This window comes from Ureibacillus sp. MALMAid1270 (genome assembly GCF_049202975.1).
Taxonomy (GTDB): Bacteria; Bacillota; Bacilli; order Bacillales_A; family Planococcaceae; genus Ureibacillus.
This window is the reverse complement of sequence record NZ_JBMIRP010000097.1, coordinates 14325-38632: the sequence shown is the minus strand read 5'-3', so window position 1 is coordinate 38632 and position 24308 is coordinate 14325. Positions and strand designations below refer to the sequence as shown.

Sequence of the window (24308 nt, the reverse complement as noted above, 5' to 3'; positions counted from 1 at the left end):
CTCATCAAATGCTACATTTATTATTACAATTGTGAGGCTACTTTATCCTATATAAAACTTGTTCTTGAGGTAACCAACTTGTTAAAAATTTCTCTGTTCTTGATCTACCGATATTAACCAATTCTTTCTTCGAATTTTTGTCCAAGTTAAAATTAGTCGCACTATAGTCATCAACTGGAATAAAAATAATATCTTTCTCATGCTTCCTAGAAATATAACGTTTATCGTGAGCGTCTTTCATTGTAGAGAAAAGTGCTTCAAATAAATTTAATCCATTTTTAATCGTATGTGGTTCAGATTCTTCTCGAGGACTACTAAGTTTAAGTCCTAGTAAAGGACGTTCTTTGTTACCATTATCAAATATCCATAGTGGGAAATTACTTAATACACCACCATCAACAAAAATACATTCTTCTTTTTTATTATCCCTCAATTTTACAGGTTCAAAGAAAAATGGTATACCACAACTCATTCTTAGCGCTTTTGCAACCGAGAATGTTTTCCAATTGAATCCATATGATGGTAGGTCATCAGGAATAACAACCATTCTCCCATTTGTCAAATCGGAGGCTACTAGTTTGAGGGAACCTCTTGGCAAGTCATCAAACGTATATATATCCTTAGCAGCTAGTTTTTTATAAAACCATTTTTCTAACGCTTTTCCTTGATATAATCCCATACGAAAATATAAATTGAGCCATTTTAAAAACGGGAGAGTTCGAGAAAATTTAGGAGGATCTAGAAGTGATTTAAGATCAAGTTCATCTAATAATTTTTCAATTTCTTTAGCATTATATCCTGCTGCGACAAAACAAGCTAAAATTGCACCAGCACTTGTTCCAGCGACCCGTTTAAAGTAGATACCTCTTTCTTCGAGCACTTGCATTGCTCCAACATAAGCAAACCCTCTAATACCACCACCTGAAAATACCCCATCGATTAACACAGCAAACGCCCCATTCTTTTTCTTTTCTATACTTTAAGAAAAATGGTGAATGTTTAGAACTTATGTCGATAAGGTTTAATTAGAAAAACATCATTTAGCAAAAAATGAAAAGTATTTGGCATAAACGAAATGTCTTTGCCAAATACTTTAATTTATCCCGAATATACTTATCAACTTTCGTTTAATTTAGATGGGGTATGTTCATTATCTTTTTTATCTCTGTTTTCATTTTGATTTTTTCTTTTTGCCGCATCATTTTGACCAATTACGTCAAAATCATCAGGACTTAAATCGAAACCATAGCCATACTCTTCACGATCTAATCCTTTTTTAGCTTTTTTATCCTTTGCCAAGTTGGGTCACCTCCACAAAGTTAATATGCGCATATTGAAAATTGTTATGCTAGAAAACATAAAAAGAGCGAACCCTTAATGTGAAGAGTCCGCTCTAAAAATCACTATTAATGATAATGGATTTTATTATTTTGCAGCTTGGTATTTCGCTTCAACAACATCCCAGTTTACTACATTCCAGAATGCAGAGATGTAGTCAGGACGACGGTTTTGGTAGTTTAAGTAGTAAGCATGCTCCCAAACGTCTAAACCTAATATTGGTGTTTTACCTTCCATTACTGGAGAATCTTGGTTTGGAGTAGAAGTGATTGCGATTTCGCCACCATCAACAACTAACCAAGCCCAACCTGAACCGAAACGGCCAGTTGCAGCTTTTGCAAATTCTTCTTTGAAAGCATCGTAGCTACCAAATTTAGCATCAATAGCAGCAGCTAATTCACCAGTTGGTGCAGTTGCGCCACCAGGAGCTAAAATTTCCCAGAACAATGTATGGTTAGCATGTCCACCACCATTGTTACGTACTGCCGTTTGTTTGTCAGCTGGAAGTGCATCGATATTTGAAATTAATTCGATTAAATCTTTACCAGCAAATTCAGTACCCTCAACTGCTGCATTTAAGTTTGTAACATAAGTATTGTGGTGTTTTGAATGGTGGATTTCCATAGTTCTCGCATCAATGTGTGGTTCTAATGCATCATATGCATAAGTTAATTTTGGTAATTCGTAAGCCATTTGTATTTCCTCCCTAGATTTAGAAATAATGTTGAATACATTAGTAGGTTATCAAATTAATTCGTTTCGTTCAAATAATTGACACTTAATTTGTCTATATTTCAGCCTTTTGACTGAACTAAAAACGATATTCATAACCTAATAGAATTGATTCCACATCCTACTATATCCTATCTGCTAATACTTTATACATTTTTCAATTCCAATTTAGATATGTAGAGCACATGAGTTGAATCCAATTCATTTTTCTAATATTTCATGGTAAACTTTCAAATGGTGGAGGTGACAAAATGGTTAAACATTCACAGCTTTTTATTGATAGTTTAATTCACCCAAAAAAATTAGCTGGTTATCGAATGCTTACAATTGGAAAAGTTATTCAATATGTATTTATACTTACTACATTTTTAACGATATTTTCATTTATACAATATATAACTGGAGTGTCAAATGAGAATACATTCAATATTGAAGGATTTGCTCAGTATGTAGAAGATATACAATGGTTATTATATCCATTTTCTCTTATCGTATTATTTTTAACTTCTACTACCCTTTTATTTATCCAAATTAGTATTTTTGCACTTGTTGGATTTGGTATACTAAAGTTAATGAAACGACGTGGGGAATATCGCCATATGTGGAGATCTGCCTCGTTAGCAATAACGTGGAATACTCTATTATTTATTCTATTTCCTTTTATTCCTATCGATAGTTCAATAGGAACTTTACTAGGAATAATTATTACGGTTTTTCTATTATTCATAGCGTCTACAAAATATCCGAAAATGCCAGTGAAATAATATGCATGAATCCCTCTTGTCTTCATATAGTGGAGAAAGGAGGGATATTTTTATGCGTTATATTATCATTACTGCCATTATATTTATGATTGCCTTTGTCATTAAGATAGATTTAACAGAAGGAACTATACCACTAGCCTCTTTTGAACACCCTACTTCTAATCAAAAATGTGAGAAAGAATTTACTATAAAAACAATTCCTGTTATTACTGAAATGGGAGATTCTCCTCAGTCTTTGTTTGCAGTATATCCTTCAGAGGTAGAAGTACCGAATGCAGAGCGTTTAGCTCGTTTTTATCAGTTAAATCCGCATCTTCAGAAGCAAGCTATGGTGCCGGGGGAACTGATCAAAATTCCTGTATATGTTAATGTATATAATAATTGTTCAAAACAATAGCTTCTATATCCTTGTCTTTTCCTTTCGAACACTGATAAAATAGAGTGGCTATGGTACAAAACAATCCTTATAGCCTTGGCTTGGTAGACTTTTATACATTTTTCAAGAAAATGATTTCTTACCTTGACTAACTGTTGCATGCCAATGGCTTTACTTATTTCATATCCGTACCTTTATAAAGGAGAGAATTTTTAATGAATGAAATGACACACCGTACAAAAACAAGACCAGTACGTGTAGGTAATTTAACAATCGGTGGTAGTAATGAGTTGTTTATACAAAGTATGTGTACAACAAAAACACATGATGTAGAAGCAACTGTTGCAGAGATTCTGCGATTAGAAGAAGCAGGCTGTCAAATCGTCCGAGTAGCAGTTCCAGATGAACGTGCAGCAAATGCAATCGCAGATATTAAAAAACGCATACATATCCCACTAGTAGCGGATATTCATTTTAATTATAAGTTAGCTTTAATGGCAATTGAAAACGGCATAGATAAAGTTCGCATAAACCCAGGTAATATTGGCCGTCGTGAAAAAGTTGAAGCAGTTGTAAATGCTGCAAAAGCAAAAGGGATTCCAATTCGTATTGGTGTAAATGCTGGATCTTTAGAACGTCACATTTTAGAAAAATATGGCTACCCTACTGCTGATGGTATGGTTGAATCTGCCCTACATCATATTAAAATATTAGAAGACTTAGATTTCCATGATATTATCGTATCTATGAAAGCTTCAGATGTTAATTTAGCAATTGAAGCATATGAGAAAGCTTCAAGAGCATTTGATTATCCACTTCACTTAGGTATTACAGAATCAGGAACATTATTCGCTGGTACTGTAAAATCTGCAGCAGGTCTTGGTGCAATTCTTTCAAGAGGTCTTGGAAATACTTTACGTATTTCATTATCAGCTGATCCTGTTGAAGAAGTAAAAGTTGCTCGTGAGCTATTAAAATCATTCGGTTTGGCTTCAAACATGGCAACATTAATCTCTTGTCCAACTTGCGGACGTATTGAAATTGACTTAATTTCAATTGCAAATGAAGTTGAAGAATATATTTCTAAACTAAATGTACCATTAAAGGTTGCTGTATTAGGCTGTGCAGTTAACGGTCCTGGTGAAGCACGTGAGGCAGATATCGGGATTGCAGGTGCACGTGGAGAAGGTCTTCTATTTATGAAAGGGAAAACTGTTCGTAAAGTTCCTGAAGAAACAATGGTAGAAGAATTGAAAAAAGAAATCGACAAACTTGCAGCTGAAATGGCTGAGGAAAGAGCGAAAGCAGAATCGACTCAGGGTTAATCAGGAGTTATTATATGAAAAATAAACCTCGATTTGGTATTGATATAGATGGTACGGTAACAACTGCAGATACACTTATTCCACATATCAATAAAAAATATAATACAAATATCGTTTTAGATGATGTAGTTGAATATGATTTCTTAAGTGCTTTTAAAGAACCAATCGACCGAGATGAATTTTCAAAGTGGTTCCAAGAAAATGAAGCATATATGTATTCTGTAAGCGAAATTGCAAAAAATGCAAAAACCATATTAAATGATTGGCAATCTATATACGAATTATTTTATATATCAGCGCGTAATACAAACTTATTCTCTATTACTCAAAAATGGTTTGAAGAAAACAAAGTACCTTTTCATCATATTGAGTTAATAGGAAGTCATGATAAACTCGAAGTTGCTAAAAAACATCAAGTCGACGTCTTTTTTGAAGATAAACATGATAATGCTGTCTGTATAGCAGAAGAATTAAAAATTCCTGTAATATTATTTGATACTCCATACAATCGAAACCCTGTCCCCGAAAACGTGATTCGTGTTTATGATTGGTTAGAGGCAAATGATTGGATTAAACGCCATTTTTAAAATAAAGAAGGACTAGGTTAGAATGTAAAATTCTAATGTAGTCCTTCTTTTTTTATTTCACAAATATTAACGTTAAATGTCTAAAATCCCTCTTAACCAACGATCTACAAACGTTTCAAAGGTAATTCCATAGCGATTATAAATATCATGATAGACAAAATAGACTCCTAACTTATCCAGAATCTCGTCATCAATCTTCATTGTCTCTTCCTTTCGCAATAGAATAAAATTTTCCACTTTCTAATTACACATATAATCTTTTTCTTGTTGTTCGACTTGGAGATACAAATAAAATTTTCTACTTTTGTCCAAAAAAGTGAGAAATGTCATAACCCATTAGTTGTTAATTTCGTTAAGATTAAATATATGTACTATTTTAGAAATGGAGGAATTTTCGTGCGAAATATAAAAATTGTTACTATTATTTTATTCATTACAAGTATATTAGCCGGTTGTTCCGATATTAGAGATGCACTTTCAGGAATAGACGATCAGGCGCACAAAGCGGCAAGCGCCATCTCGCAAGAAGCCCTAGAGGCAAAATCCATTAATATTGAGTATGGCAATGAGTCCTTTACGATAGATGAGTTATTTACAACTATATTACGTGACACTCTATGGGAATATGAAAAAAATGATAAATTACAAATTTTTACTATAAAAGGTACTTGGAAAGATGGACTATTTGAAGAGAATAAGTTTTCTGATGAAATGAAACAAGATCTGCGAATGAACGGAAAAGTAACAATCAAACTTGAAATTGAAAATGGTCAAATCAATACAGAAAGTACTAAAGTTACGATGAAATTAAAGGACAATACAATAGTTGAGGAATTTGGCGAAGTTGCACAAAAAATGTTATATGAAGCATTTACTATTAATTACTAAAATTACAATAATCTACTAAAAACTACAAATTTTCAAAATATTCTCGGCAATTTTAGATAGATTTGATATAATACTTTAAAATACATGTCTATTTACCTTAGGGGGAACAAGGATGTTAATACCAAGCAAGATGCCCCAAACTAAAGATCAATTAATATCATTTCTTTGTCATCTATCTGATCAAGTAGTAAATGGAATTGCGATCATTGATCAATCAGATTGTCATCAAACTTTTTTATACTGCAATGAATCCTTATCTATTTTAACAGGTTATTCTAGGCAGGAACTTATAGGGAAAAATTTAAAAATTTTAAGTGGTACTAAAACAGATTCTGAACTGGAACAAGAAATTGAGATTAATATAAAAACAGAAACACCTTTTGAACTCAATTTGATTCACTATCATAAAGACGGAACTCCATTTTGGAATTGTATTAACTCATTCCCCATAAGGGACATGTCAAATAAAGTACAATATACGGTACTTCTATTTAAAAATATTACAGATTCTTCTTTAGACAAAATGCTTTCGAAACTGGAAAGAGAAGTATATGCGGAATTAGAGCAAGGAGCAGATTCGGAAAATATACTACAGTTAATTACTGAAAAAGTAGAAAAATATTATATTCGCAATATATACTGTGCTATTAGAGTTTTACAACCAAATCAAGAACTAAAAGTGGTAGCAACTGGTTCCCTACCACTACATACTATCGAAGAAATTAACAAGAATTTGCTCGATTCAAGTGCTGGTTTTAACGAAAATACAATTTATATTGACCAATATTCATCTAAACGGAAGAACAAATCGAGTTCAAAGCAAAGAGACTTAATTCATTCTGTCACTTCAAGTTGGTCAAAACCAATCGTGAACCAACATAAAGTCATATTAGGTAGTATTACGATTTATTTAAAAAATGAATCTTCGTTAAAACAAACGGACATTGAGTTTTTAAATAAATTATCACCTATTATTTCACTGTCATTAAAGTATGCAGAACAGAAAAAAGAATTAAAGAAGTTAGCTTTTTTTGACATGAACTCAGGATTACCCAATCCTAATTACTTTTACACCAATTTATCACAATGGATACAGAAAGATTTTTCTGGAGTATTATTAATACTCCAACCTGTTGAATATGCCGGGATAGTAGATTTGTACGGTAGGAAAACGGGTGATGAGCTGTTAAAACAAATTGGTCATCGAATACAAACTCTATGTAATGATCATGATGATATGATTTATGGTCGTTTCTCAAATTCTTCTATTATTAAAGCGATTCATATTGATAAAAAGGATGTAGAGTCATACGTATCCAATTTAAGGAATTTACTAACTATAACGCCATATGATCTAACAGAAAGAGAAATGTTTATCAACTTTAATATGGGAATCACCTATTTTAGTTCTGAAGTAGCAATGGACGAAAGTATTCGACAAGCTGATATCGCTCTTACAAGCTCTAGAAGAAAGTACGGAACAGTTGTTACTTTCTTTGACGAAGAAACAAATAAAGTCATGCAAAAGGAAATGGATACATTAAACCAATTAATCTATGGGCTTAAAAATAACGAATTTACAGCTTTTCTTCAACCAAAGGTTAATTTAAATACTGGTGATATTGAAGGCTTTGAAGCATTAGCAAGATGGAATTCACCTGTACTTGGATTTGTTTCTCCAGCTTCATTTATACCTATTGCAGAATCTAGCGGAAAAATACGAGAAATTGATAATGCTATCTTAAAACAAGTTTTAGAATGGCAGCAACAAAGAAAAATTCATGGATTAAAACAGGTACCAGTATCTGTAAATATTTCCCCTGTTCATTTTTACCATGAAACTTTCGTAGATGACTTTATCCAACTTGTAAGTCAATATGATATTAGTCCGGATCTCATACAAATCGAAGTGACGGAAAACTTTGAGCTAGTTGACTTTGAGAAGGCAAAAGAAATTTTATTAAAATTAAAAGCATTCGGATACGATAGCTCGATTGATGATTTTGGTGTTGGATTTTCTTCTTTAAGTTATATACAGCAACTTCCATTCTCTGAAATTAAAATTGACCGGTCATTTATTAGTAATATGAACAATAATGAAATGTACTCTGTTGTCCAAACAATTGTACAATTAGCCTCAAAATTAAATATGAATGCTGTTGCGGAAGGAATTGAAACGATTGAACAGTATCATTTTTTAAAAAATATTGGTTGTGTCATTGGGCAAGGATACTACTTCCATAAACCTATGCCAATCGTTGAAGCGGAAATGTTATTAAATTCAAACCAATAACAATATAAAAACTCCACGTTCACCATCAATTGGTAAACGTGGAGTTTTATTAACATTTTGTACTAATTTCAATAAATGAATGAAAATCTTTTATATTTTCAGGAGAAACACCATGACCCACTGGGTAAGTTTTAAAGGTTACGTTCGCCCCGTACTCTTCAAAAAATCGCTTATTATTTTCTCCCCATTGGATTGGGAAGTCATAGTCATACTCACCATGTGAAATAAATACTTTGGCGTCTTTTATACCCGCTTTCTTATAATCAGCGATAACAAAATCAGGTATATAACCACTTAGAGCAACAGTACCTGCTATTTCATTTCCTAGGAAAAGCGCTAATGTTTGCGCAATAACCGCGCCTTGATTGAACCCAATAATATAAACTTTCTTAGGATCTAATTGATATTCCTCTACTGCTTCTTTTATAAAGTCCAGCGTAAATAAAATCATTTTATCAAATATTTCTCTATTTGGTTTCCCCTCTTCTTCAAAAGTATAGAAAGCAAAACCAGGACGGTGTGCAATTGGTCCTCTTAAGCTAAAAATATGGCAATTCCCTTTATATGAATCGACTAGTTGAAGTAAATCATCTTCATTACTACCTAGTCCGTGTAATAAAAAAATTGCAGCTCCTTTTTCATCTATTTGAAATGAAGGTGCTATATGTTTAAATGTGTAAGGTGATTTCATAAGTATTTAGTCCTTCCTGTATTATCATCTAATAAGTGTAACAAAAAATTTGTACTTTCGAAATAAAAGTATAAGAAAGTGAATGTTGAATTACGAATTAAGTATTATTTTTTAATATTGTGAAAATTTACAAATTTCCTCTAGTAATTATACGAAAATAGTTATAAACTAATAGTATTACCTAGGAAATTCTGAGGAGATTCAATTATTGGCCGAAAACCAAGCACGCTTCGTAAAAGCTTGCGTCATTGAATTGAAAACGAATTCATATAATTAGACCATTCGTAATAGTTGTAAGGAAGCAATCTGAATTTATGAGCAATTCTCTAATAGCAATTGTAATAATTAATATACTAGTACATATTCTCGTTTTAACAATGATTAAGCAGCAACTTACACATTTAGAAAGGGTTGACCTGAAATTTAATTTTCAAGTCAACCCTTTTACATTATCCAAATAACTTTTTCTTTTCTTTTTCCATTAATTTAATGATGATTGGTCCTAATACTAAGAAAAAACCGAAGTTACCGATTGCATGGTAAATATCAAATGGAATGCCGGCTAAATAATAGGCAATAAACATTACACCATTGCCAATAAATAGCATATTTAATGAAACGACAAATCCATAGAACATTCCCATTAATGCTGAATAGAACGCTAGGATAGCGAATGGTATCTTTTTATATATTCTCCCTAATAGACCAGAAACAATGGCTACAGCCCCCCATGCGAGCAATTGCATGATTAAAAAGGGACCGAACCCTAATACTAAATTTGAACCAAACACAGTCAAGACTGCTAATGTTAAACCAATTCTAATACCGAATACTAGTGACACACAAATAATGATTGTTGTTGAAGGTTGTACATTTGGGATTCCTACTGTATAAATTCTTCCAACAATGCTTAAAGCAGCAAGACATGCAATGATTGTCATTACTCTTGTTGATTGTCTTATTTTCATTGTGTGTCCTAACTGAAGATTTTTATCTTCCAATATTTCACCTCATTAGTAAGAGGATAGCTCCCAAGTAATTTTGTCTCCATCTTTAAGGATTACTTCTCCTGCGCCTACCATTGACATTTCACCATTTACTGATAATGCCCAAAACGTTTTTGTAGCTTCGCCAGCTTCTACACCATTAATAGTTGTAACAAAGCCGCCTTCTTCAACAGCATTTAATTCCCTAATTGTTACTTCTAATGCTGTTTCACCTTCAGTAAATGTAACTTCTTTAGATTCTGTTTTACCGTCATTGATTACTTCAAGTACTACTTTTGACTCTTCTACATTCGTTTCAGCTGTATTATTCGATGTTTGTTCAGCAGGTTTTACCTCTTCTTGTGTTTGATTACCACATCCAACTAAAGCGATTACTACTACCATTAATAAAGATATTCTTTTAAGTATGTTTTTCATTTGAAACTCTCCTTCGTATTTTCCCTTTTTAATATGTAATCCAGATTTAAAAATTTCCTTACTAGCCCTCCTACATTTTTTTCGTGAATTAATCTACAGAAAGAACAGAGGCAAAATAAAAAGCCACCCTAGAATGGATGGCAAGAAATACTTGTTATTAACACTGAAATTGTGTGTTCACGAGATTTGCCGTACATTCTCTTTAATTCCGAAGAGGTTTGTTACGATCAGAAAAAGACAGGTCTCCTGGCTTGTGCATTCACATTTTTGGAGCCTTCCCATCATTTGACAGTGGCATATTCCAAAACTAGCACTTACAGTTGCGGATACAGCTTCGGATTTTCACCGAATTCCCAATTAAGCATCATGCGTCTATTTCCTGCAAGATTATTCACTTAATAGCAATTTAACATACTATTCATAAAATTAGTAGTCTTATTTTATTTCGTTATCAGTTTTAGGTAAATTTAAGCACAATTTGGACATTTTCCGTAAATTTCAAATTTGTGCGATTCAATTTCACAACCAGGTAGTCTCTCGGATAACATTTCCATAGGACAAATTTCTATATTTTTTACCTTTCCACATTCCATACAAATAAAATGATGGTGGTGATGATCTGATTCGCATTGCATTCGGAAGTTTCTTTCTCCGTTTAACTCTGTTTCTTCTAAAATACCTAATTCTACAAAAGTAGAAAGATTACGATAAATCGTATCAAAACTCATACCAGGGAAATCTTTTTTTAATACAGACAGTAAATCCCGCGCTGTTAAATATTTTTCTGTTTCACTAAACATATTTAATATTAGTTCACGTTTGTCAGTCTTTTTAAAACCATTTTCTTTTAGAATTTCCCAAGCTTTTGTAATGTTCACTTCTTTATCTCCTTTCTACTCGTAAATTGTTACCAAACTTTTTAAAGAAAATTACGATGAATAGAATAATAATGGATGTTACAACAATTGTACCACCTGGCGCTAAATTTAAATAAAATGCGCTTACTAATCCAATAATTACCGAAGATTCACCAAAAATAATCGAATAGATGATTGTTGACTTAAAACCTTTTGCAATTCGCATAGCAGCTGCAACAGGTAATGTTATTAGTGAGGAAACCAATAAAATACCAACTATACGCATACTAGCAGCAATCACTAATGCTACAACAATCATAAATAATAAGTGAATCCATTTAGATGGTAGGCCTGTTGCTTTTGCGTACTCTTCATCAAATGATAATACAAACATTTCCTTAAAGAATAACAATAGAAAGACAATGACGATTAATGCGATGATGAATATAACTCCAAGATCTTGTCTGGATACAACAGAGACAGAGCCAAATAAATAACTCATTAAGTCTGTACTAAACCCACTTGCTAATGAAATAAAAATCGCCGATAAACCAATCCCCGCTGACATGATAATTGGTATCGCGAGTTCCTCATAGTGTTTATATAAACTTCTTAAACGTTCAATTAAGATGGATCCTCCTACTGAAGCCACGATTCCCAAATAGATTGGATTCAGTAAAGCGAGTGAAGCTACAGATTGACTTAAATATAAGCTCCCTGCAATTCCTGCTAAAGTTACATGGGATAGAGCATCTGCTATTAATGACATACGTCTAACAACGATAAATACGCCTAATAAAGGGGCAATAATGCCAATAATTAAACCTGAGAGAAAAGCGTTTTGTATTAATGGATAGTTAAGTAATGCTTCAATCAAAAGCTTTCCCTCCTCTAGTGTATTTTCCGTACGGAATGACCGTACCAGTCATTTAATTTATCATTTGAAATGGTATCAAATTCTTTTTTGTAACCATGAAAATGAATCGTTTGATTTAAACATGCGACGTGGCTAATTCGATTTGAAACAGTATCAACGTCGTGTGTTACTAAAATAATTGTCTTTTGTTGTTCCTCGTTTAGTCTAGCTAACATATCATAAAATGATTGAACATTTTCATGATCAATTCCAACTGTAGGTTCATCTAAAATAAGTAGCTTCGGTTCAGCGATTAAAGCTCGAGCTATAAAAACTCTTTGCTGTTGACCACCCGATAACTGTCCAATATTCCTTGATACAAAATTTTCCATACCAACTGCCTTTAGTGCATTCATTACTAGTTCATTTGCATTCTTAGGCATTCTTTTAAATAAACCTATTTTTTTCGTTAACCCGCTTTTAACAACTTCTTCTACTGTAGCTGGAAAAGCAGAATTAAATGCATTGGATTTTTGCGAAACATAGCCGATCCATTCACGATGTTGAAATGAATTTGCTGACTCACCAAATAATTTAATTTCGCCTGATAGTGGTTTCACAATACCTAAAATTAATTTTAAAAGTGTGGATTTACCTGACCCATTTGGTCCAAGGATTGCAAGGAAATCTCCTTCTTTAACGGAAAAGGAAATATTATGAAGAACTTTAGTCTGTTCATATTGAAAAGAGACATTTTGTAATTCAATTAATGGTTTCTCCATCATATCGCTTCTTTCTAATTAAGAATCATTACGATTTACATTTTGTTAGTATACGTGTTTCCTAGTCTTTTGTAAAGACTTCCATTTCGAATCGCTTAAGAGGAAAGGATTGAAAGAATGAGGGCAATAGAAGTTTGGGAATCATTATTATCGAAGTCTGATAAAGAAGTGATTAAAATTGCAAGTTATTACGGAGTTGAACTGACTATTGATGAAGTCCGCCAGTTAAGACCTTTAGCTGAGAGTGCCAATATTACATGGTTAGTTACAGGCATTCCGAAAAGTGTACTGAAAGAGTGCGAAAGAATTTTAGGTCCAAAAAAATTCAAAAAATATAAAAAGATACTTGATAATTATTAATAAACTTAGGTGGTTGAAATCTCAGAATTTCAACCACCTACTTTATTTCCATTAATAATTTTCAATAAATGTTTCTACTACTTCATCTATAGAACTAAGTTTTATAGTAGTTTGCTCTTGTGTCAGTATTGAAAATATATATTGTTTTCCGCTTTTCGCTTTAAAATATCCAGCTAAAGTATATACTCCTGAGATATAACCGGTTTTGGCCACTACCCTATTTATTAAATTTGGATTTTTATAGCGATCTTTAAGGGATCCTCCTACAAGTCGATCTTGTATTCCTCCAATTGGTAAACTGTTATATAAGGTTGGATAGTACGGTTTATTTTTAACAAGAAATAATAAGTTTGATAATTGGTTCGCTGTTATTCTGTTGGAATGTGACATGCCAGAGCCGTCTTCAAAGGACCATTGATTCATTTCGAGTCCAATACTTCTTCCATAATCATTTAACACTTGTAAGCCATGTTGCAGGCTTCCTACACCAAATTGTTCTTTTCCCATTGTTTTAACAAGAATATCGGCAATTCCGTTATTACTCAATTTTAAAAATGGTGTCATAATACTTTTTAATGGAATCGACTTCTTAGTGTAAATTAACTCCGCATTGGTTGGAACAACTTTTCTATCTATCATCGAATTTGCAGAAAATGAAATACCTGATTCTTTTAATATTTGTTTTAAAGCATGAAGTGTATTAATGGTTGGATCTAATACTGATATCCATTCTTTTGTAGAATCACCAAATGGAATGTTACCAGTAATGAAGATTTTGTTCGTATTATACTCACGATATATCTCGATTGTATTCTTATCATTAGCATCTACAGTAATTGCTTTGTTAGTAATAATCATACCGCTTAAATTCGGTTTAACATCAATAGTAGGGCTTTTACCGATTGTATTAGCGTTTACTTCAATAAGTATCGTTCCAGAATCATAATCATCGTCAGGTGACATCGTTAGAGCCGATGTCCTCGCAGCATAATAGTAACTCTCATCATGTTTCGCTATTCCTGGGGTTAATTGGGGTCCAATAAACATTGAATCATCGCCGTAAAGATGACCTGAAATCGAAGTAATTCCAGCTCTTTTTAATACATTGCTAAAGGTTTTAAAATTTTCCTCTTGAAGAGTAGGATCTCCTCCACCCTTTACATAAAGGTTACCATTTAGTACATTGTCTTTCACTTGTCCATCAATATATAGTTCTGTTGTGAATCGATAGTTTTCCCCTAGTACATCTAATGCAGCAGAAGCGGTAAGTAATTTCAAAGTAGAAGCTGGTTTTATCCCTACATCTCCATTATTTTGATAGATAAGTTTCCCGTTATCCAAGGAACGCACAGATACACTAATATTGGATGTACCTAATTCAGAAGAAATGGTTTCATCGATTAGTGAAGCATGTGCATTTGATAGGAAAAAAGTATGTTGAAACATAACTAGTAATACAACGAACACAGAAATTTTCTTCTTCATAGTCTCCTCCATAAGCTTATATTAACTGTTTACCCAAACATTTGAAAAATTACTCTCATATTATGTATATAACATAAAAAAATACCATTTAAGAGATTATTTCTCTCAAACAGTATTTTTCAAAATAGTTATCCTCTTAAAGCTTCTATAGTCTCAGGGATGAATTTACCTGTACGTAGCATTTCAATTTCTTCTTTGTATGGTGCTACTTTATTTTTTGCATCTGGTCCAATCCAAGGTGTTTCTAATATTTTCGGAATATCTTTAAATACTTCGTGATGAACTATTGTTTTTAAAGCTTCAAATCCAATATGGCCAAAACCGATATTTTCATGTCGGTCTTTCCCCGCACCACAAACATTTTTACTATCGTTTACGTGAACAACTTTAATTCGATCAAGACCAATGATTTTATCAAACTGTTCCAATACTCCATCGAAATCATTCACAATGTCATAACCTGCGTCGTGTGTATGACAAGTATCAAAGCATACCGATAGTCTTTCATTATTCGTTACACCATCTATAATTTGTGCTAATTCTTCAAATGAACGTCCAATCTCAGAGCCTTTTCCAGCCATTGTTTCTAATGCAATTTGAACTGGATGTTCAGTTGCTAATACTTCATTTAATCCTTCAATAATTTTCGCTATACCAGCCTCAACTCCCGCTCCCACATGGGCACCAGGATGAAGAACGATTTGTGAAGCACCAATTGCAGCTGTTCTTTCAATCTCTTTTTGTAAAAATTCTACGCCAAGTTCAAAAGTTTCAGGCTTTGTTGTGTTAGCAATATTGATAATATATGGAGCATGGACAACTATGTTTGATAGACCATTTTCTTTCATATGTGCTAATCCTGCTTCAATATTTAACTCTTCAATTGCTTTTCTACGAGTATTTTGAGGTGCACCTGTATAAATCATAAAAGTAGAAGCGCCATATGATGCAGCTTCTTTACTAGAAGCAAGCAACATTTCTTTGCCGCTCATTGAAACGTGCGAACCAATTAACATTCTCATTTCCTCCTATTATATACAGCGCTACTTCCAATCTAGTTTCGCGGCTTTTTATTGTCTTGCTTTGTTCTTTTCTTACGTTCTTTCTTTTTAATTTCTTCCATTTCCCATTTCATTGCTCGTTTATAACCTGGTTTTACTTTTTTCGGTTTACGAACTTTTGCTTTTGCAATTTTTTCAATTTCATTCTCACGTTTGACACGATTTTGGCGTGCATGGCGTTCTTTTAACTCAACCCATTCACCTTTTTTAATATCCATTTGTTCAAATGGAATTCCCATTTTTTCAATTCGAACAATTTTGTCTTCATCTTCTGGTTCAAATAGTGTAATGGCTGTACCTTTATTTCCAGCACGGGCTGTACGTCCAACACGATGAATGAAAAATTCTAGGTCTTCTGGAATTTCATAATTAATGACATGAGAAATACCTTGAATATCAATCCCGCGCGCAGCTAAATCCGTCGCAACAATATATTGGTATTCTAAATCGCGGATTTGCTTCATCATTTTCTTACGATCTCGTGGACTTAAATCACCATGGATTTGTCCAGATTTAATGCCTTGTTCAGCCAAATAAGTAGCAACTGATTCAGCCGTTTTACGTGTGTTACAGAAGATAACTGCTAAGTATGGATTGATGCCCTCAATGACTTCAACTAATCTTCTATCGCGTGATTTAGAACGAATCGGAACTAATATAAAATCAATTCCTTCTGCTACTGGACGTTTATCATTCATATGAATATGAACAGGTGAATCCATGTATTTTTTTAAGAATGGTTGTAGCTTTTCAGGAATAGTTGCCGAGAAAACAAACATCTCTAAATTCTCAGGCATTTTCGCTGCAAATCCATCAATATCTTCAATGAAGCCCATATCAAATGCAAGGTCTGCTTCATCTACTACTAAAATTGGTGCTGTATGAACAAGTAACGAGTTCTCATGAACAAGATCTTTTATTCGACCAGGAGTTCCAACCACTATGTGCGGTTGACCTGATTTTAATTTTTCCATCGTACGTAACTTATCTGTACCACCAATAAATAATTTTGCTTGAATTGTTGTTCCTTCAATTAGTTGACTTAACGCATCAAAAATTTGCTGTGCTAGCTCTCTTGTAGGTGATGTGATGACAGCCTGCACTTCTTGTTTCTCTTCAACGATACGTTGTACAATCGGTATTAAAAAACTATGTGTTTTTCCTGTTCCTGTGTGAGCTTGTCCGATCGCGCTTTTCCCTTTAAGGATTAATGGAATCATTTCCTTTTGAATGGGTGTAGGTTCTTCGAAACCTAACTTAGCAATTGCTTCACGAAGAAAAGGTTTTAAATCGTAATCCGAATACTTCGACATATTTCGCCCTCCTAGTATGTTTCATATTGTAACATTTCAAAAAGCTAATGCACAATAAAAGCCCGTCCTTAAGTCCTTTTGATGTGACCTTTTTGCCATATTTTGAACGATTTTTATACAATAACTATTACTTCTGCAAAAAGCTTTTGTGGCAAGAGCAGTAAGTTGAACAATTTAGTTCCAAAATGTAAAGGGTTATCTTGAAAGTACTATTTTCAAGATAACCCCAGAAATTAATATCTATAAATTAATATGGCATAATTTTATCGACAGGTTTTGGTTCTTTAATTTTTGGAAGAATTCGATCCATTGTAACAGTTCTAGTCAGATCATGTGTAGAAGGATCTTGTGGATCGAACTTCTCTAAAAAGGTAATTACTTCTTTTACGATTGGTGTAGGTGTTGAAGCACCAGCTGTAACTGCTACTTTTTCAACTCCTTCAAGCCATTCTAATTTTAACTCTGATAGATCTGCAATTCGATAAGCTTTTGTACCAGCAATTTCCTCTGATACTTGTGCTAATCGGTTTGAGTTATTAGACATAGGATCCCCAACGACAATCGTTAAGTCTGCTGCGCCTGCTTGCTCAGCAACTGCCTCTTGGCGAACTTGGGTTGCTTGACAAATCTCTTCATGAACTTCAATGTGTGGATATTTTTGTTTTAAATAATCCATCACAGCTATCACATCCCATTGACTCATCGTCGTTTGGTTTGTTACTAGTAGCTTATCGTTATTAAGTTGTAGTTTATCAACATCCTCCACATTTTGGACTAAATGGACTTGATTTGGCGCAACTCCAATTGCCCCTTCTGGCTCTGGATGACCTTTTTTACCAATATATACAATATCATATCCTTGCGCAGACTTTTCACGAATTAAATCATGTGTGACTGTTACGTCAGGACATGTGGCATCAATCGATACTAAACCTTTTTTCCTAGCAATCTCGCGAATTTCAGGTGAGACACCGTGTGCTGTAAAAATAACAGTTCCTTCATTCACCTGTTCGATAATTTCTTTTCGATTATGACCATCTAAAGTAATAATACCATCTTTTTCAAATGCATCTGTTACATGTTTATTGTGAACGATCATTCCTAATATATAAATAGGTCTCGGTAATGTTTTATCCAATGAAGCGTTACGCGCAATTACCATTGCATCGACTACCCCATAACAATAGCCTCTGGGATTAATCTTAATAACTTGCATCATGTCAACTCCTTTTGTTGTTACATAGTTTTATTATATAGGAGAGTGACATTTAATACAAAGCTTCGTTATTGGAAAAGTTTATGATGATGTTTTATTCATCAATATGGAATGTTGGTTGGAAAATTCTTGGGACTGATGGCTTCGTTTTGTATGGTTTTTTTAGAGTTTGAACTACTGGTTTGTCAACAACAGGCTCTTGTCTTCTTTCATGGCGAATTGGGAAGAAGCGATTCGCAAATCCTTTATGGTTAAATTCTGCTTTACGTTCTGGTTCATGCTTTGCTCGAGTTGGTTTTTCATGATGATGATCTTTTTCCTCTTCTTTATGCTCATGTTTTGGTGTTTGTTGTGGCTTATGATTATGTTGATCATCTTTGTAAACATACTCAAATGATGAAGAATCATCTAGATTAAATTCGGATGACTCATGTTCATAGTAGTCACCCTTGTCTTCACCTTTTGAGCTAAACCCTTTGTAAAGTCTCCATATTGCCGGTAAATTACGGAGGAGTGGAGTTGCTTGAGCAATGTATGGTTGAAATCCTTGTGCAGTAGCTAATAATCTATTACATGTTTCCATAAATGATTCGACTTTGGAAACTCCTTTTGGTCCAGCTGGAGGAATCATTCCCGGATTGTACCTATGTGGTGGTGGAAATCCGTAACCTGGCATACGACCTGGACCGCGGTAGTGATTGTATGGTCCCATAGGCGGTGGCCCTTGACGGTAAAAATTACGCATGTCGATCTCCTTTCAATATATAAGATTCCTATGGCGTAGGTTGTTCTATCAGCTATCATATGCAAAGGACTAAACATTTGTAATAGGTTAAATGCCTAATTAAAAAGATGCTAACCCAAAAATTTTGGATCACCATCTTTCGTTTAAATATAGTAATGATTGATTGGTCTACCGATTCCACCATAATGAACATCAACTTTAATCAGTTTTTGTTTTTCTAAGAAATCTAAGTATCTCCTTGCGGTTACCCTTGCAACTCCAATATTTGAAGCTACGTCATCCGCAGAGGCACCGTTTTTTGTCTGTTTAATATAATTTAGCACTTTTTCCAATGTAGTTCGATTAAAACCTTTAGGAAGATCAACAATATCTTCTAAAGATGTATCCAATGGTGCTTCACCTTCACGGAAATGATGAATCATCTCGTCTAGTTCCTTTTGAGTTACATCATTTACACTATTGGTCATTCGTTTAAATCGATCGAAATTTTTTAATGTCTGCTGCATCCGTTCGAAAGTAAAGGGCTTCATAATATAATCATAAACACCAAGATGTAAAATTTTTTGAATCGTTTGTATGTCATTTGCAGCTGTAACAGCAATGACATCTACAGGTAAATTTTCATTTCGTATTTTTCGTAGTGTTTCAATACCATCTTGTTCTGGCATAAAAATGTCCATTAGCACTAAATCAGGCTTTAATGCTTTTATTTTTGATATTCCATCTACTCCATTGCCACTCATATCAATAACAGTAAATCCTTCAACTCTTTCAATAAATTGTCGATTCACTTCTCTTACCATAGGATCATCTTCGATAAGTAGTACCTTTGTTGAAGTCACAGTTTCACCTTCTAAAATTCAAATGTAATGATAAATGTCGTTCCTTTATTTAATTCACTTGTTACCTCTATTGTACCATTCCCTTTTTTCACTATTTCATCGATTAAGTAAAGTCCAATTCCACGGTTTTCTTTTGCTTTAGTAGAATAACCTTGTTCAAAAATATGTTGAATTGTTTCCTTTTCCATTCCAATACCATTGTCACTAACCATTATTGCTAAAATATCATCTTGATCATCTATTGAGATCGTAACCTCTTTATCCTCAATATCAATTGATTTGAGCGAGTCGAAAGCATTTTCGATTAGATTCCCAAAGATTACGACAAAATCATGATGGTCAAGTTTTGGTGGGAATTTTGTAAATTTACTTTCTTCGTCTATTGTTACTTTTATGCCTAGCTCTTTACCTCGACTAATTTTACTTAATAATAAGCCAGAAATATTTTCATTGTAAATTCGCTCATTTAAAAACTTTGTGACAAAATCGTGTTCATCTCGTACTTGTGAAATGTACTCCAATGCTTGCTTTGTATGCCCTAAATTTAATAGACCACTAATTGTATGTAGTTTGTTTTTATATTCATGAGTATGGACTCGTAGTGCTTGAACATAGGCTTTTACTCCTGTTAGTTCCTCCGCCAATAGTTTAAAATCTGTTAAATCCTGAAACACAGCTACTGCTCCAACTAATTTACCGTTCACGTGAATTGGAACACGGTTACTCAAAATACTATGTTCATTTACGTAAATTTCCTGATTGTGTACAGAATTCCCAGTAAATACGATTTCGGGTAAACGTGAATCAGGAATGATGTCATATATATTTTTACCTATAAGAGTAGAAGGATCCTTGTTAACACCGAGGATTTCAGCAGCCGTATTATTAAATATTGTGATATTTAGTTGATCATCAACTGCAATTATCCCATCGTGCATCGCATTAAATGTTTCAGTTCTTTCTACATACATTTGAGCTATTTCTTGGGGTTCAAATCCGAGCATTTGTCTTTTTATATGTCTACCCAACGTAAGCGCTCCCCAAATACTGAAGAAGATGGATAATCCGAACGTAATTAATATTTCATTACTAAAATCATTAAAAACTTGTTTAATAGATGGTATTTTATTTCCAACAAGTGTAACTCCAATTTGGTTATTTTCTTCGTCCATAATTGGTACAAATGCACGAATCATCGTTCCATTCACACCATCAGCTTTTGATAAATAATAATGTTGTGCAAAAGCAGCATTCATATCAGTAGAAGTACTTACTTTTCCGATTGATTCTTGCGAGGGATGAGAATATCTGACACGATTCATATCCATGACGACAATGTATTCTAAATCATTAATAAAACGAATTTCTTCTACGATTTCGTTTATTTTAGTATACTTTTCCTCTATATGAGTACTGCTTAATATATTTTTCAATTCTGATAAATTTGAGACCGTTCTTGCGATAAGCATGGCACGCTGACCAATTTCATCTTCTTGTTCTTTCAGTAGACTGTTTAATACAAATGTTCCGGCTACTAAAAACGAGAAAGCGATAATGAAAAACGTTAAGAATAACATTTTTCCATTCATTGAAAGTTTAAGTTTCAAATTTTTTCGCCTCCATCACATTTTCATTGTTATATAAAGTGAACTATCGCTATAATTTAGAAAAAAATATATTGTGGTGAGTAAGTTGAAAAGATTTTTTATAGGTTCAATAATAACAATCTTTATATTAATTGTTTTGCTTGGATATCGTCAAAATATATTTTCCCAAGGAAAACTCCCTTACGACGATGAACAAGTTGGATTAGAAAATCAAATTATTATTAAATTTAGTCATGTTGTAGCAGAAAATACACCTAAAGGAAAAGCGGCAGAAAAGTTTGCTAGTATCGTTAAAGAGAAAAGTAATGGACGAATAATTGTTCAAGTCTATCCAAACGGCATGCTTTATAACGATGATAATGAATTACAAGCATTAAAAGAAGGTGATATCCAAATGATTGCACCAACCTTCTCCAAAATGACTGAATATCTTCCTAACTTGCAGGTTCTTGATCTTCCCTTTTTAATTGAAAACGAGGAACAATTAAAGAGAGTGTTAACAGGACCATTAAGCGAACAATTACTCGACGAATTCGATTCTATCAATATTAAAGGTCTTACATTTTGGAATAATGGATTTAAACAAATTGCTTCGAGTCACTCACCAATAATAGAAATACAAGATTTTTGGCATAAAAAAGTTCGCATGATGCCTAGTGAATTACTAAAGGAACAGTTTTATTTGTTACGAGCTAAACCGATAACAACATCCTTTGGTGATGTCTATAATGAACTTGAAAATATGTCAGTAGATGCACAAGAAAATACAATTTCAAATATTTATTCGAAAAAATTTTACGAAATGGAAAATCATATAACACTTTCAAATCACGGAATCTTAAGCTATGTAGTTATGATGAACAAGGAATTTTGGAACCAGTTAAGTAAAAATGATCAGGAGATAATTGCGAGTGCACTTGAAGAGATGGAAAATTGGCAGTTTGAAGAGGCAGAAAATATCAATGCCATAAACCTAAAAACCTTGTTACAGGATGAACAAGTTTACATTTATGAATTAAATGAAGAAGATAAGAAAGATTGGATGGAAGAATTATCTCCAATCTACGAATATTACACAAAAAATATCCATCCGGATTATTTAGATATACTTTTAAATGAAATAAATAAATAAATAAATAAAGAGTATTGGTAATATTTTGATAACGGGGAAATTACAACCAAATCGTTTAATCTCTTTAATGAACTAAATGAACAAAAGTGAAACTGTCGATTAATTTCGGCAGTTTTTTATTTTTGTTCTATAACAAATTTCATGTAAATTAAAACAGTATTATAACAGCCTGAGCCCTTGATGAATAAGGATTTGATAGTTTATTAAACCTAAAATGAACAAATTGAACGAAATAACTTTTAAAAACTAAACGCCGTTTTCAGAAAATTATTTGCTATTATGTGTCTATGAAAACGATATCATTTGTTTCAAACATAGAGGAGGATGGTTTATGAAGATAGTTAAGAACTTAACTTTTCAAGTTATTGCAGCAATTATTTTAGGTATTATTGTAGGAGCAATTTGGCCGGAGTTTGGTGCAAGTTTAAAAATTTTAGCAGATTTATTCATTAAATTAATCAAGATGTTAATCGCTCCAATTATCTTCTTAACAGTTGCAATCGGTATTGGTGCGATGGGTGATATGAAGAAAGTTGGTAAAATAGGTGGTAAAGCATTACTTTACTTCGAGATCGTTTCTACGATTGCATTAGCAATTGGTATCGCAATCGCATTATTAATTAACGCTGGAGATGGTTTTGATACTTCAGCAGCTGAAAACGCAGATGTTTCTAAATACACAACTGCAGCAGCTGAAACTGATTTTAGTATTGTTGGTTTCATTTCAGAAATTATCCCTGATAACTTTGTAGGTGCACTAGCAAATGGTGAATTATTACCAACATTACTTGCAGCAGTATTATTTGGTTTAGCTGCAGCTGCAATTGGTGAAAAAGCAAAACCTGTTATTAACTTCTTTGAAACAGTATCAGAAATATTCTTTAAAATTGTTGGTATGGTAATGATTTTCTCTCCAATCGGAGCATTCGGTGCAATGGCATACACGATTGGTAACTTTGGATTAGGATCATTAAAAAGCTTAGGTTTATTAATGGCAGCTATATATATCACAATGTTCTTATTCATTGTTTTGGTTCTTGGTTCAATCGCAAAATACTACGGTATCAATATCTTTAAATTCATCAACTATATTAAGCAAGAAATTTTCTTGGTAGTCGGTACATCATCATCAGAGTCTGCATTACCATCATTAATGAAAAAATTAGAAAATATGGGTTGTTCAAAATCAACGGTTGGATTAGTAGTCCCAACTGGTTATTCCTTCAACCTTGATGGAACAGCAATTTATTTATCAATGGCAGCACTATTCATCGCGCAAGCTTACGGTGTAGATCTTTCTTGGATTCAAATTTTAACTTTACTTGGTATCTTAATGATTACTTCTAAAGGTGCTGCAGGGGTTACAGGTTCTGGATTCATTGTATTAGCAGCAACATTAGCAGCATTCCCAATGATTCCTGTTGAAGGTATCTCCTTATTAATTGGTGTTGACCGCTTCATGTCAGAAGCTCGTGCAGTTACTAACTTAATCGGTAATGGTTTAGCTGCGGTAGTTATTTCTAAATCAGAAAAAGAATTTGACAATGCAAAATATGAGCAATTAAAAGATGAACGCTCTCACTCTCATGCATAATACAATTTCATGTAAAAATAATAAAACAACTTGCCAACTG

At 33.2% G+C, this 24308-nt stretch carries 26 protein-coding genes and 1 riboswitch; of the genes, 9 read left to right on the top strand and 17 right to left on the bottom strand.

Annotated elements, in window-relative coordinates; translation table 11 throughout:
* Positions 1-37: 37 nt before the first annotated feature.
* The 3 genes from ACOQFO_RS15550 to ACOQFO_RS15540 form a co-directional block, all read right to left on the bottom strand.
* A complete protein-coding gene (locus ACOQFO_RS15550; protein ID WP_421690591.1) occupies positions 38-946 on the bottom strand; it encodes a patatin-like phospholipase family protein in 909 nt (302 codons plus the stop codon).
* 170 nt (positions 947-1116) lie between these two features.
* Positions 1117-1299: a hypothetical protein gene (locus ACOQFO_RS15545; protein WP_421690590.1), complete on the bottom strand. Its 183-nt coding sequence runs from the start codon at positions 1297-1299 to the stop codon at positions 1117-1119.
* A gap of 126 nt (positions 1300-1425) precedes the next feature.
* Positions 1426-2031 (bottom strand): superoxide dismutase, encoded by a 606-nt coding sequence (locus ACOQFO_RS15540; RefSeq protein ID WP_421690589.1) that lies wholly within the window; start codon positions 2029-2031, stop codon positions 1426-1428.
* Positions 2032-2321: 290 nt separating this feature from the next.
* On the opposite strand from ACOQFO_RS15540, the gene ACOQFO_RS15535 reads away from it, so the two are divergent.
* The 4 genes from ACOQFO_RS15535 (at position 2322) to ACOQFO_RS15520 (ending at position 5122) form a co-directional block, all read left to right on the top strand.
* Positions 2322-2834 (top strand): DUF1189 family protein, encoded by a 513-nt coding sequence (locus ACOQFO_RS15535; RefSeq protein WP_421690588.1) that lies wholly within the window; start codon positions 2322-2324, stop codon positions 2832-2834.
* A 52-nt stretch (positions 2835-2886) separates the two neighbouring features.
* On the top strand, positions 2887-3231 hold the full coding sequence (locus ACOQFO_RS15530; RefSeq protein ID WP_421690587.1) for a hypothetical protein: 345 nt from the start codon (positions 2887-2889) through the stop codon (positions 3229-3231).
* A 194-nt stretch (positions 3232-3425) separates the two neighbouring features.
* Positions 3426-4535 carry a flavodoxin-dependent (E)-4-hydroxy-3-methylbut-2-enyl-diphosphate synthase gene (gene ispG / locus ACOQFO_RS15525; protein ID WP_421690586.1) on the top strand — a complete coding sequence of 370 codons (1110 nt, stop codon included), beginning with the start codon at positions 3426-3428 and terminating at the stop codon, positions 4533-4535.
* 14 nt (positions 4536-4549) lie between these two features.
* A complete protein-coding gene (locus ACOQFO_RS15520; RefSeq protein ID WP_421690584.1) occupies positions 4550-5122 on the top strand; it encodes a hypothetical protein in 573 nt (190 codons plus the stop codon).
* A gap of 72 nt (positions 5123-5194) precedes the next feature.
* On the opposite strand, the gene ACOQFO_RS15515 is transcribed toward ACOQFO_RS15520, so the two are convergent.
* Complete coding sequence (locus ACOQFO_RS15515) at positions 5195-5323, bottom strand: hypothetical protein (protein WP_421690583.1); 129 nt, start codon at positions 5321-5323, stop codon at positions 5195-5197.
* 195 nt (positions 5324-5518) lie between these two features.
* Between ACOQFO_RS15515 and ACOQFO_RS15510 the strand changes: the two genes are divergently transcribed.
* Together ACOQFO_RS15510 and ACOQFO_RS15505 are read left to right on the top strand one after the other, a co-directional pair.
* Positions 5519-6010 carry a hypothetical protein gene (locus ACOQFO_RS15510; protein ID WP_421690582.1) on the top strand — a complete coding sequence of 164 codons (492 nt, stop codon included), beginning with the start codon at positions 5519-5521 and terminating at the stop codon, positions 6008-6010.
* Between the two features lie 112 nt (positions 6011-6122).
* Positions 6123-8303 carry an EAL domain-containing protein gene (locus ACOQFO_RS15505; protein WP_421690581.1) on the top strand — a complete coding sequence of 727 codons (2181 nt, stop codon included), beginning with the start codon at positions 6123-6125 and terminating at the stop codon, positions 8301-8303.
* 49 nt (positions 8304-8352) lie between these two features.
* On the opposite strand, the gene ACOQFO_RS15500 is transcribed toward ACOQFO_RS15505, so the two are convergent.
* From ACOQFO_RS15500 to ACOQFO_RS15475, 6 genes are all read right to left on the bottom strand, one after another.
* Complete coding sequence (locus tag ACOQFO_RS15500; RefSeq protein WP_421690580.1) at positions 8353-8994, bottom strand: alpha/beta hydrolase; 642 nt, start codon at positions 8992-8994, stop codon at positions 8353-8355.
* 449 nt (positions 8995-9443) lie between these two features.
* Positions 9444-9995, bottom strand: coding sequence for an ECF transporter S component (locus ACOQFO_RS15495; protein ID WP_421690579.1), 552 nt, complete (start codon positions 9993-9995; stop codon positions 9444-9446).
* 12 nt (positions 9996-10007) lie between these two features.
* Complete coding sequence (locus tag ACOQFO_RS15490) at positions 10008-10418, bottom strand: DUF4430 domain-containing protein (protein ID WP_421690578.1); 411 nt, start codon at positions 10416-10418, stop codon at positions 10008-10010.
* A gap of 219 nt (positions 10419-10637) precedes the next feature.
* A riboswitch (cobalamin riboswitch) is annotated at positions 10638-10809 on the bottom strand.
* Positions 10810-10885: 76 nt separating this feature from the next.
* Positions 10886-11296 carry a Fur family transcriptional regulator gene (locus ACOQFO_RS15485; RefSeq protein ID WP_421690577.1) on the bottom strand — a complete coding sequence of 137 codons (411 nt, stop codon included), beginning with the start codon at positions 11294-11296 and terminating at the stop codon, positions 10886-10888.
* Positions 11297-11300: 4 nt separating this feature from the next.
* Positions 11301-12152, bottom strand: coding sequence for a metal ABC transporter permease (locus tag ACOQFO_RS15480; RefSeq protein ID WP_421690576.1), 852 nt, complete (start codon positions 12150-12152; stop codon positions 11301-11303).
* A 14-nt stretch (positions 12153-12166) separates the two neighbouring features.
* Positions 12167-12913, bottom strand: coding sequence for a metal ABC transporter ATP-binding protein (locus ACOQFO_RS15475; RefSeq protein WP_421690575.1), 747 nt, complete (start codon positions 12911-12913; stop codon positions 12167-12169).
* Positions 12914-13030: 117 nt separating this feature from the next.
* Here ACOQFO_RS15475 and ACOQFO_RS15470 point away from each other — a divergent pair, with 117 nt between their 5' ends.
* Positions 13031-13273, top strand: a complete 243-nt coding sequence (locus ACOQFO_RS15470; RefSeq protein ID WP_421690574.1) for a hypothetical protein — start codon at positions 13031-13033, stop codon at positions 13271-13273.
* A gap of 51 nt (positions 13274-13324) precedes the next feature.
* Here ACOQFO_RS15470 and dacB read toward each other — a convergent pair whose 3' ends face one another.
* The 7 genes from dacB to ACOQFO_RS15435 all read right to left on the bottom strand — a co-directional run bounded on the left by dacB (position 13325) and on the right by ACOQFO_RS15435 (position 21524).
* The gene (dacB, locus tag ACOQFO_RS15465) at positions 13325-14758 is read right to left on the bottom strand and encodes a D-alanyl-D-alanine carboxypeptidase/D-alanyl-D-alanine endopeptidase (RefSeq protein ID WP_421690573.1); all 1434 of its coding nucleotides are present in this window, start codon (positions 14756-14758) and stop codon (positions 13325-13327) included.
* 128 nt (positions 14759-14886) lie between these two features.
* A complete protein-coding gene (locus tag ACOQFO_RS15460; RefSeq protein ID WP_421690572.1) occupies positions 14887-15774 on the bottom strand; it encodes a deoxyribonuclease IV in 888 nt (295 codons plus the stop codon).
* A 38-nt stretch (positions 15775-15812) separates the two neighbouring features.
* Positions 15813-17132, bottom strand: coding sequence for a DEAD/DEAH box helicase (locus ACOQFO_RS15455; RefSeq protein WP_421690571.1), 1320 nt, complete (start codon positions 17130-17132; stop codon positions 15813-15815).
* 247 nt (positions 17133-17379) lie between these two features.
* Positions 17380-18348: a 4-hydroxy-3-methylbut-2-enyl diphosphate reductase gene (locus ACOQFO_RS15450; protein ID WP_421690570.1), complete on the bottom strand. Its 969-nt coding sequence runs from the start codon at positions 18346-18348 to the stop codon at positions 17380-17382.
* Between the two features lie 94 nt (positions 18349-18442).
* Positions 18443-19093: a VrrA/YqfQ family protein gene (gene vrrA, locus ACOQFO_RS15445; protein WP_421690569.1), complete on the bottom strand. Its 651-nt coding sequence runs from the start codon at positions 19091-19093 to the stop codon at positions 18443-18445.
* 143 nt (positions 19094-19236) lie between these two features.
* Entirely contained in the window at positions 19237-19935 is a 699-nt protein-coding gene (locus tag ACOQFO_RS15440) for a response regulator (protein WP_421690568.1), read from the bottom strand.
* A gap of 11 nt (positions 19936-19946) precedes the next feature.
* Positions 19947-21524, bottom strand: a complete 1578-nt coding sequence (locus ACOQFO_RS15435) for an ATP-binding protein (protein WP_421690801.1) — start codon at positions 21522-21524, stop codon at positions 19947-19949.
* A 103-nt stretch (positions 21525-21627) separates the two neighbouring features.
* Here ACOQFO_RS15435 and ACOQFO_RS15430 point away from each other — a divergent pair, with 103 nt between their 5' ends.
* Together ACOQFO_RS15430 and dctA are read left to right on the top strand one after the other, a co-directional pair.
* The gene (locus tag ACOQFO_RS15430; protein ID WP_421690567.1) at positions 21628-22674 is read left to right on the top strand and encodes a DctP family TRAP transporter solute-binding subunit; all 1047 of its coding nucleotides are present in this window, start codon (positions 21628-21630) and stop codon (positions 22672-22674) included.
* A 331-nt stretch (positions 22675-23005) separates the two neighbouring features.
* Entirely contained in the window at positions 23006-24268 is a 1263-nt protein-coding gene (gene dctA, locus ACOQFO_RS15425) for a C4-dicarboxylate transporter DctA (RefSeq protein WP_421690566.1), read from the top strand.
* Positions 24269-24308: the final 40 nt, after the last annotated feature.

What these genes read in the sequence shown, in the direction of transcription:
- ACOQFO_RS15455 (WP_421690571.1), bottom strand. Translation starts at nt 17,132, where the DNA reads ATGTCGAAGTATTCGGATTACGATTTAAAACCTTTTCTTCGTGAAGCA.
- ACOQFO_RS15460 (WP_421690572.1), bottom strand. Translation starts at nt 15,774, where the DNA reads ATGTTAATTGGTTCGCACGTTTCAATGAGCGGCAAAGAAATGTTGCTT.
- ACOQFO_RS15535 (WP_421690588.1), top strand. Translation starts at nt 2,322, where the DNA reads ATGGTTAAACATTCACAGCTTTTTATTGATAGTTTAATTCACCCAAAA.
- ispG (WP_421690586.1), top strand. Translation starts at nt 3,426, where the DNA reads ATGAATGAAATGACACACCGTACAAAAACAAGACCAGTACGTGTAGGT.
- dctA (WP_421690566.1), top strand. Translation starts at nt 23,006, where the DNA reads ATGAAGATAGTTAAGAACTTAACTTTTCAAGTTATTGCAGCAATTATT.
- ACOQFO_RS15450 (WP_421690570.1), bottom strand. Translation starts at nt 18,348, where the DNA reads ATGCAAGTTATTAAGATTAATCCCAGAGGCTATTGTTATGGGGTAGTC.
- ACOQFO_RS15505 (WP_421690581.1), top strand. Translation starts at nt 6,123, where the DNA reads ATGTTAATACCAAGCAAGATGCCCCAAACTAAAGATCAATTAATATCA.
- ACOQFO_RS15530 (WP_421690587.1), top strand. Translation starts at nt 2,887, where the DNA reads ATGCGTTATATTATCATTACTGCCATTATATTTATGATTGCCTTTGTC.
- ACOQFO_RS15490 (WP_421690578.1), bottom strand. Translation starts at nt 10,418, where the DNA reads ATGAAAAACATACTTAAAAGAATATCTTTATTAATGGTAGTAGTAATC.
- ACOQFO_RS15435 (WP_421690801.1), bottom strand. Translation starts at nt 21,524, where the DNA reads ATGAATGGAAAAATGTTATTCTTAACGTTTTTCATTATCGCTTTCTCG.
- ACOQFO_RS15500 (WP_421690580.1), bottom strand. Translation starts at nt 8,994, where the DNA reads ATGAAATCACCTTACACATTTAAACATATAGCACCTTCATTTCAAATA.
- ACOQFO_RS15475 (WP_421690575.1), bottom strand. Translation starts at nt 12,913, where the DNA reads ATGGAGAAACCATTAATTGAATTACAAAATGTCTCTTTTCAATATGAA.
- ACOQFO_RS15520 (WP_421690584.1), top strand. Translation starts at nt 4,550, where the DNA reads ATGAAAAATAAACCTCGATTTGGTATTGATATAGATGGTACGGTAACA.
- ACOQFO_RS15470 (WP_421690574.1), top strand. Translation starts at nt 13,031, where the DNA reads ATGAGGGCAATAGAAGTTTGGGAATCATTATTATCGAAGTCTGATAAA.
- dacB (WP_421690573.1), bottom strand. Translation starts at nt 14,758, where the DNA reads ATGAAGAAGAAAATTTCTGTGTTCGTTGTATTACTAGTTATGTTTCAA.
- ACOQFO_RS15540 (WP_421690589.1), bottom strand. Translation starts at nt 2,031, where the DNA reads ATGGCTTACGAATTACCAAAATTAACTTATGCATATGATGCATTAGAA.
- ACOQFO_RS15515 (WP_421690583.1), bottom strand. Translation starts at nt 5,323, where the DNA reads ATGAAGATTGATGACGAGATTCTGGATAAGTTAGGAGTCTATTTTGTC.
- vrrA (WP_421690569.1), bottom strand. Translation starts at nt 19,093, where the DNA reads ATGCGTAATTTTTACCGTCAAGGGCCACCGCCTATGGGACCATACAAT.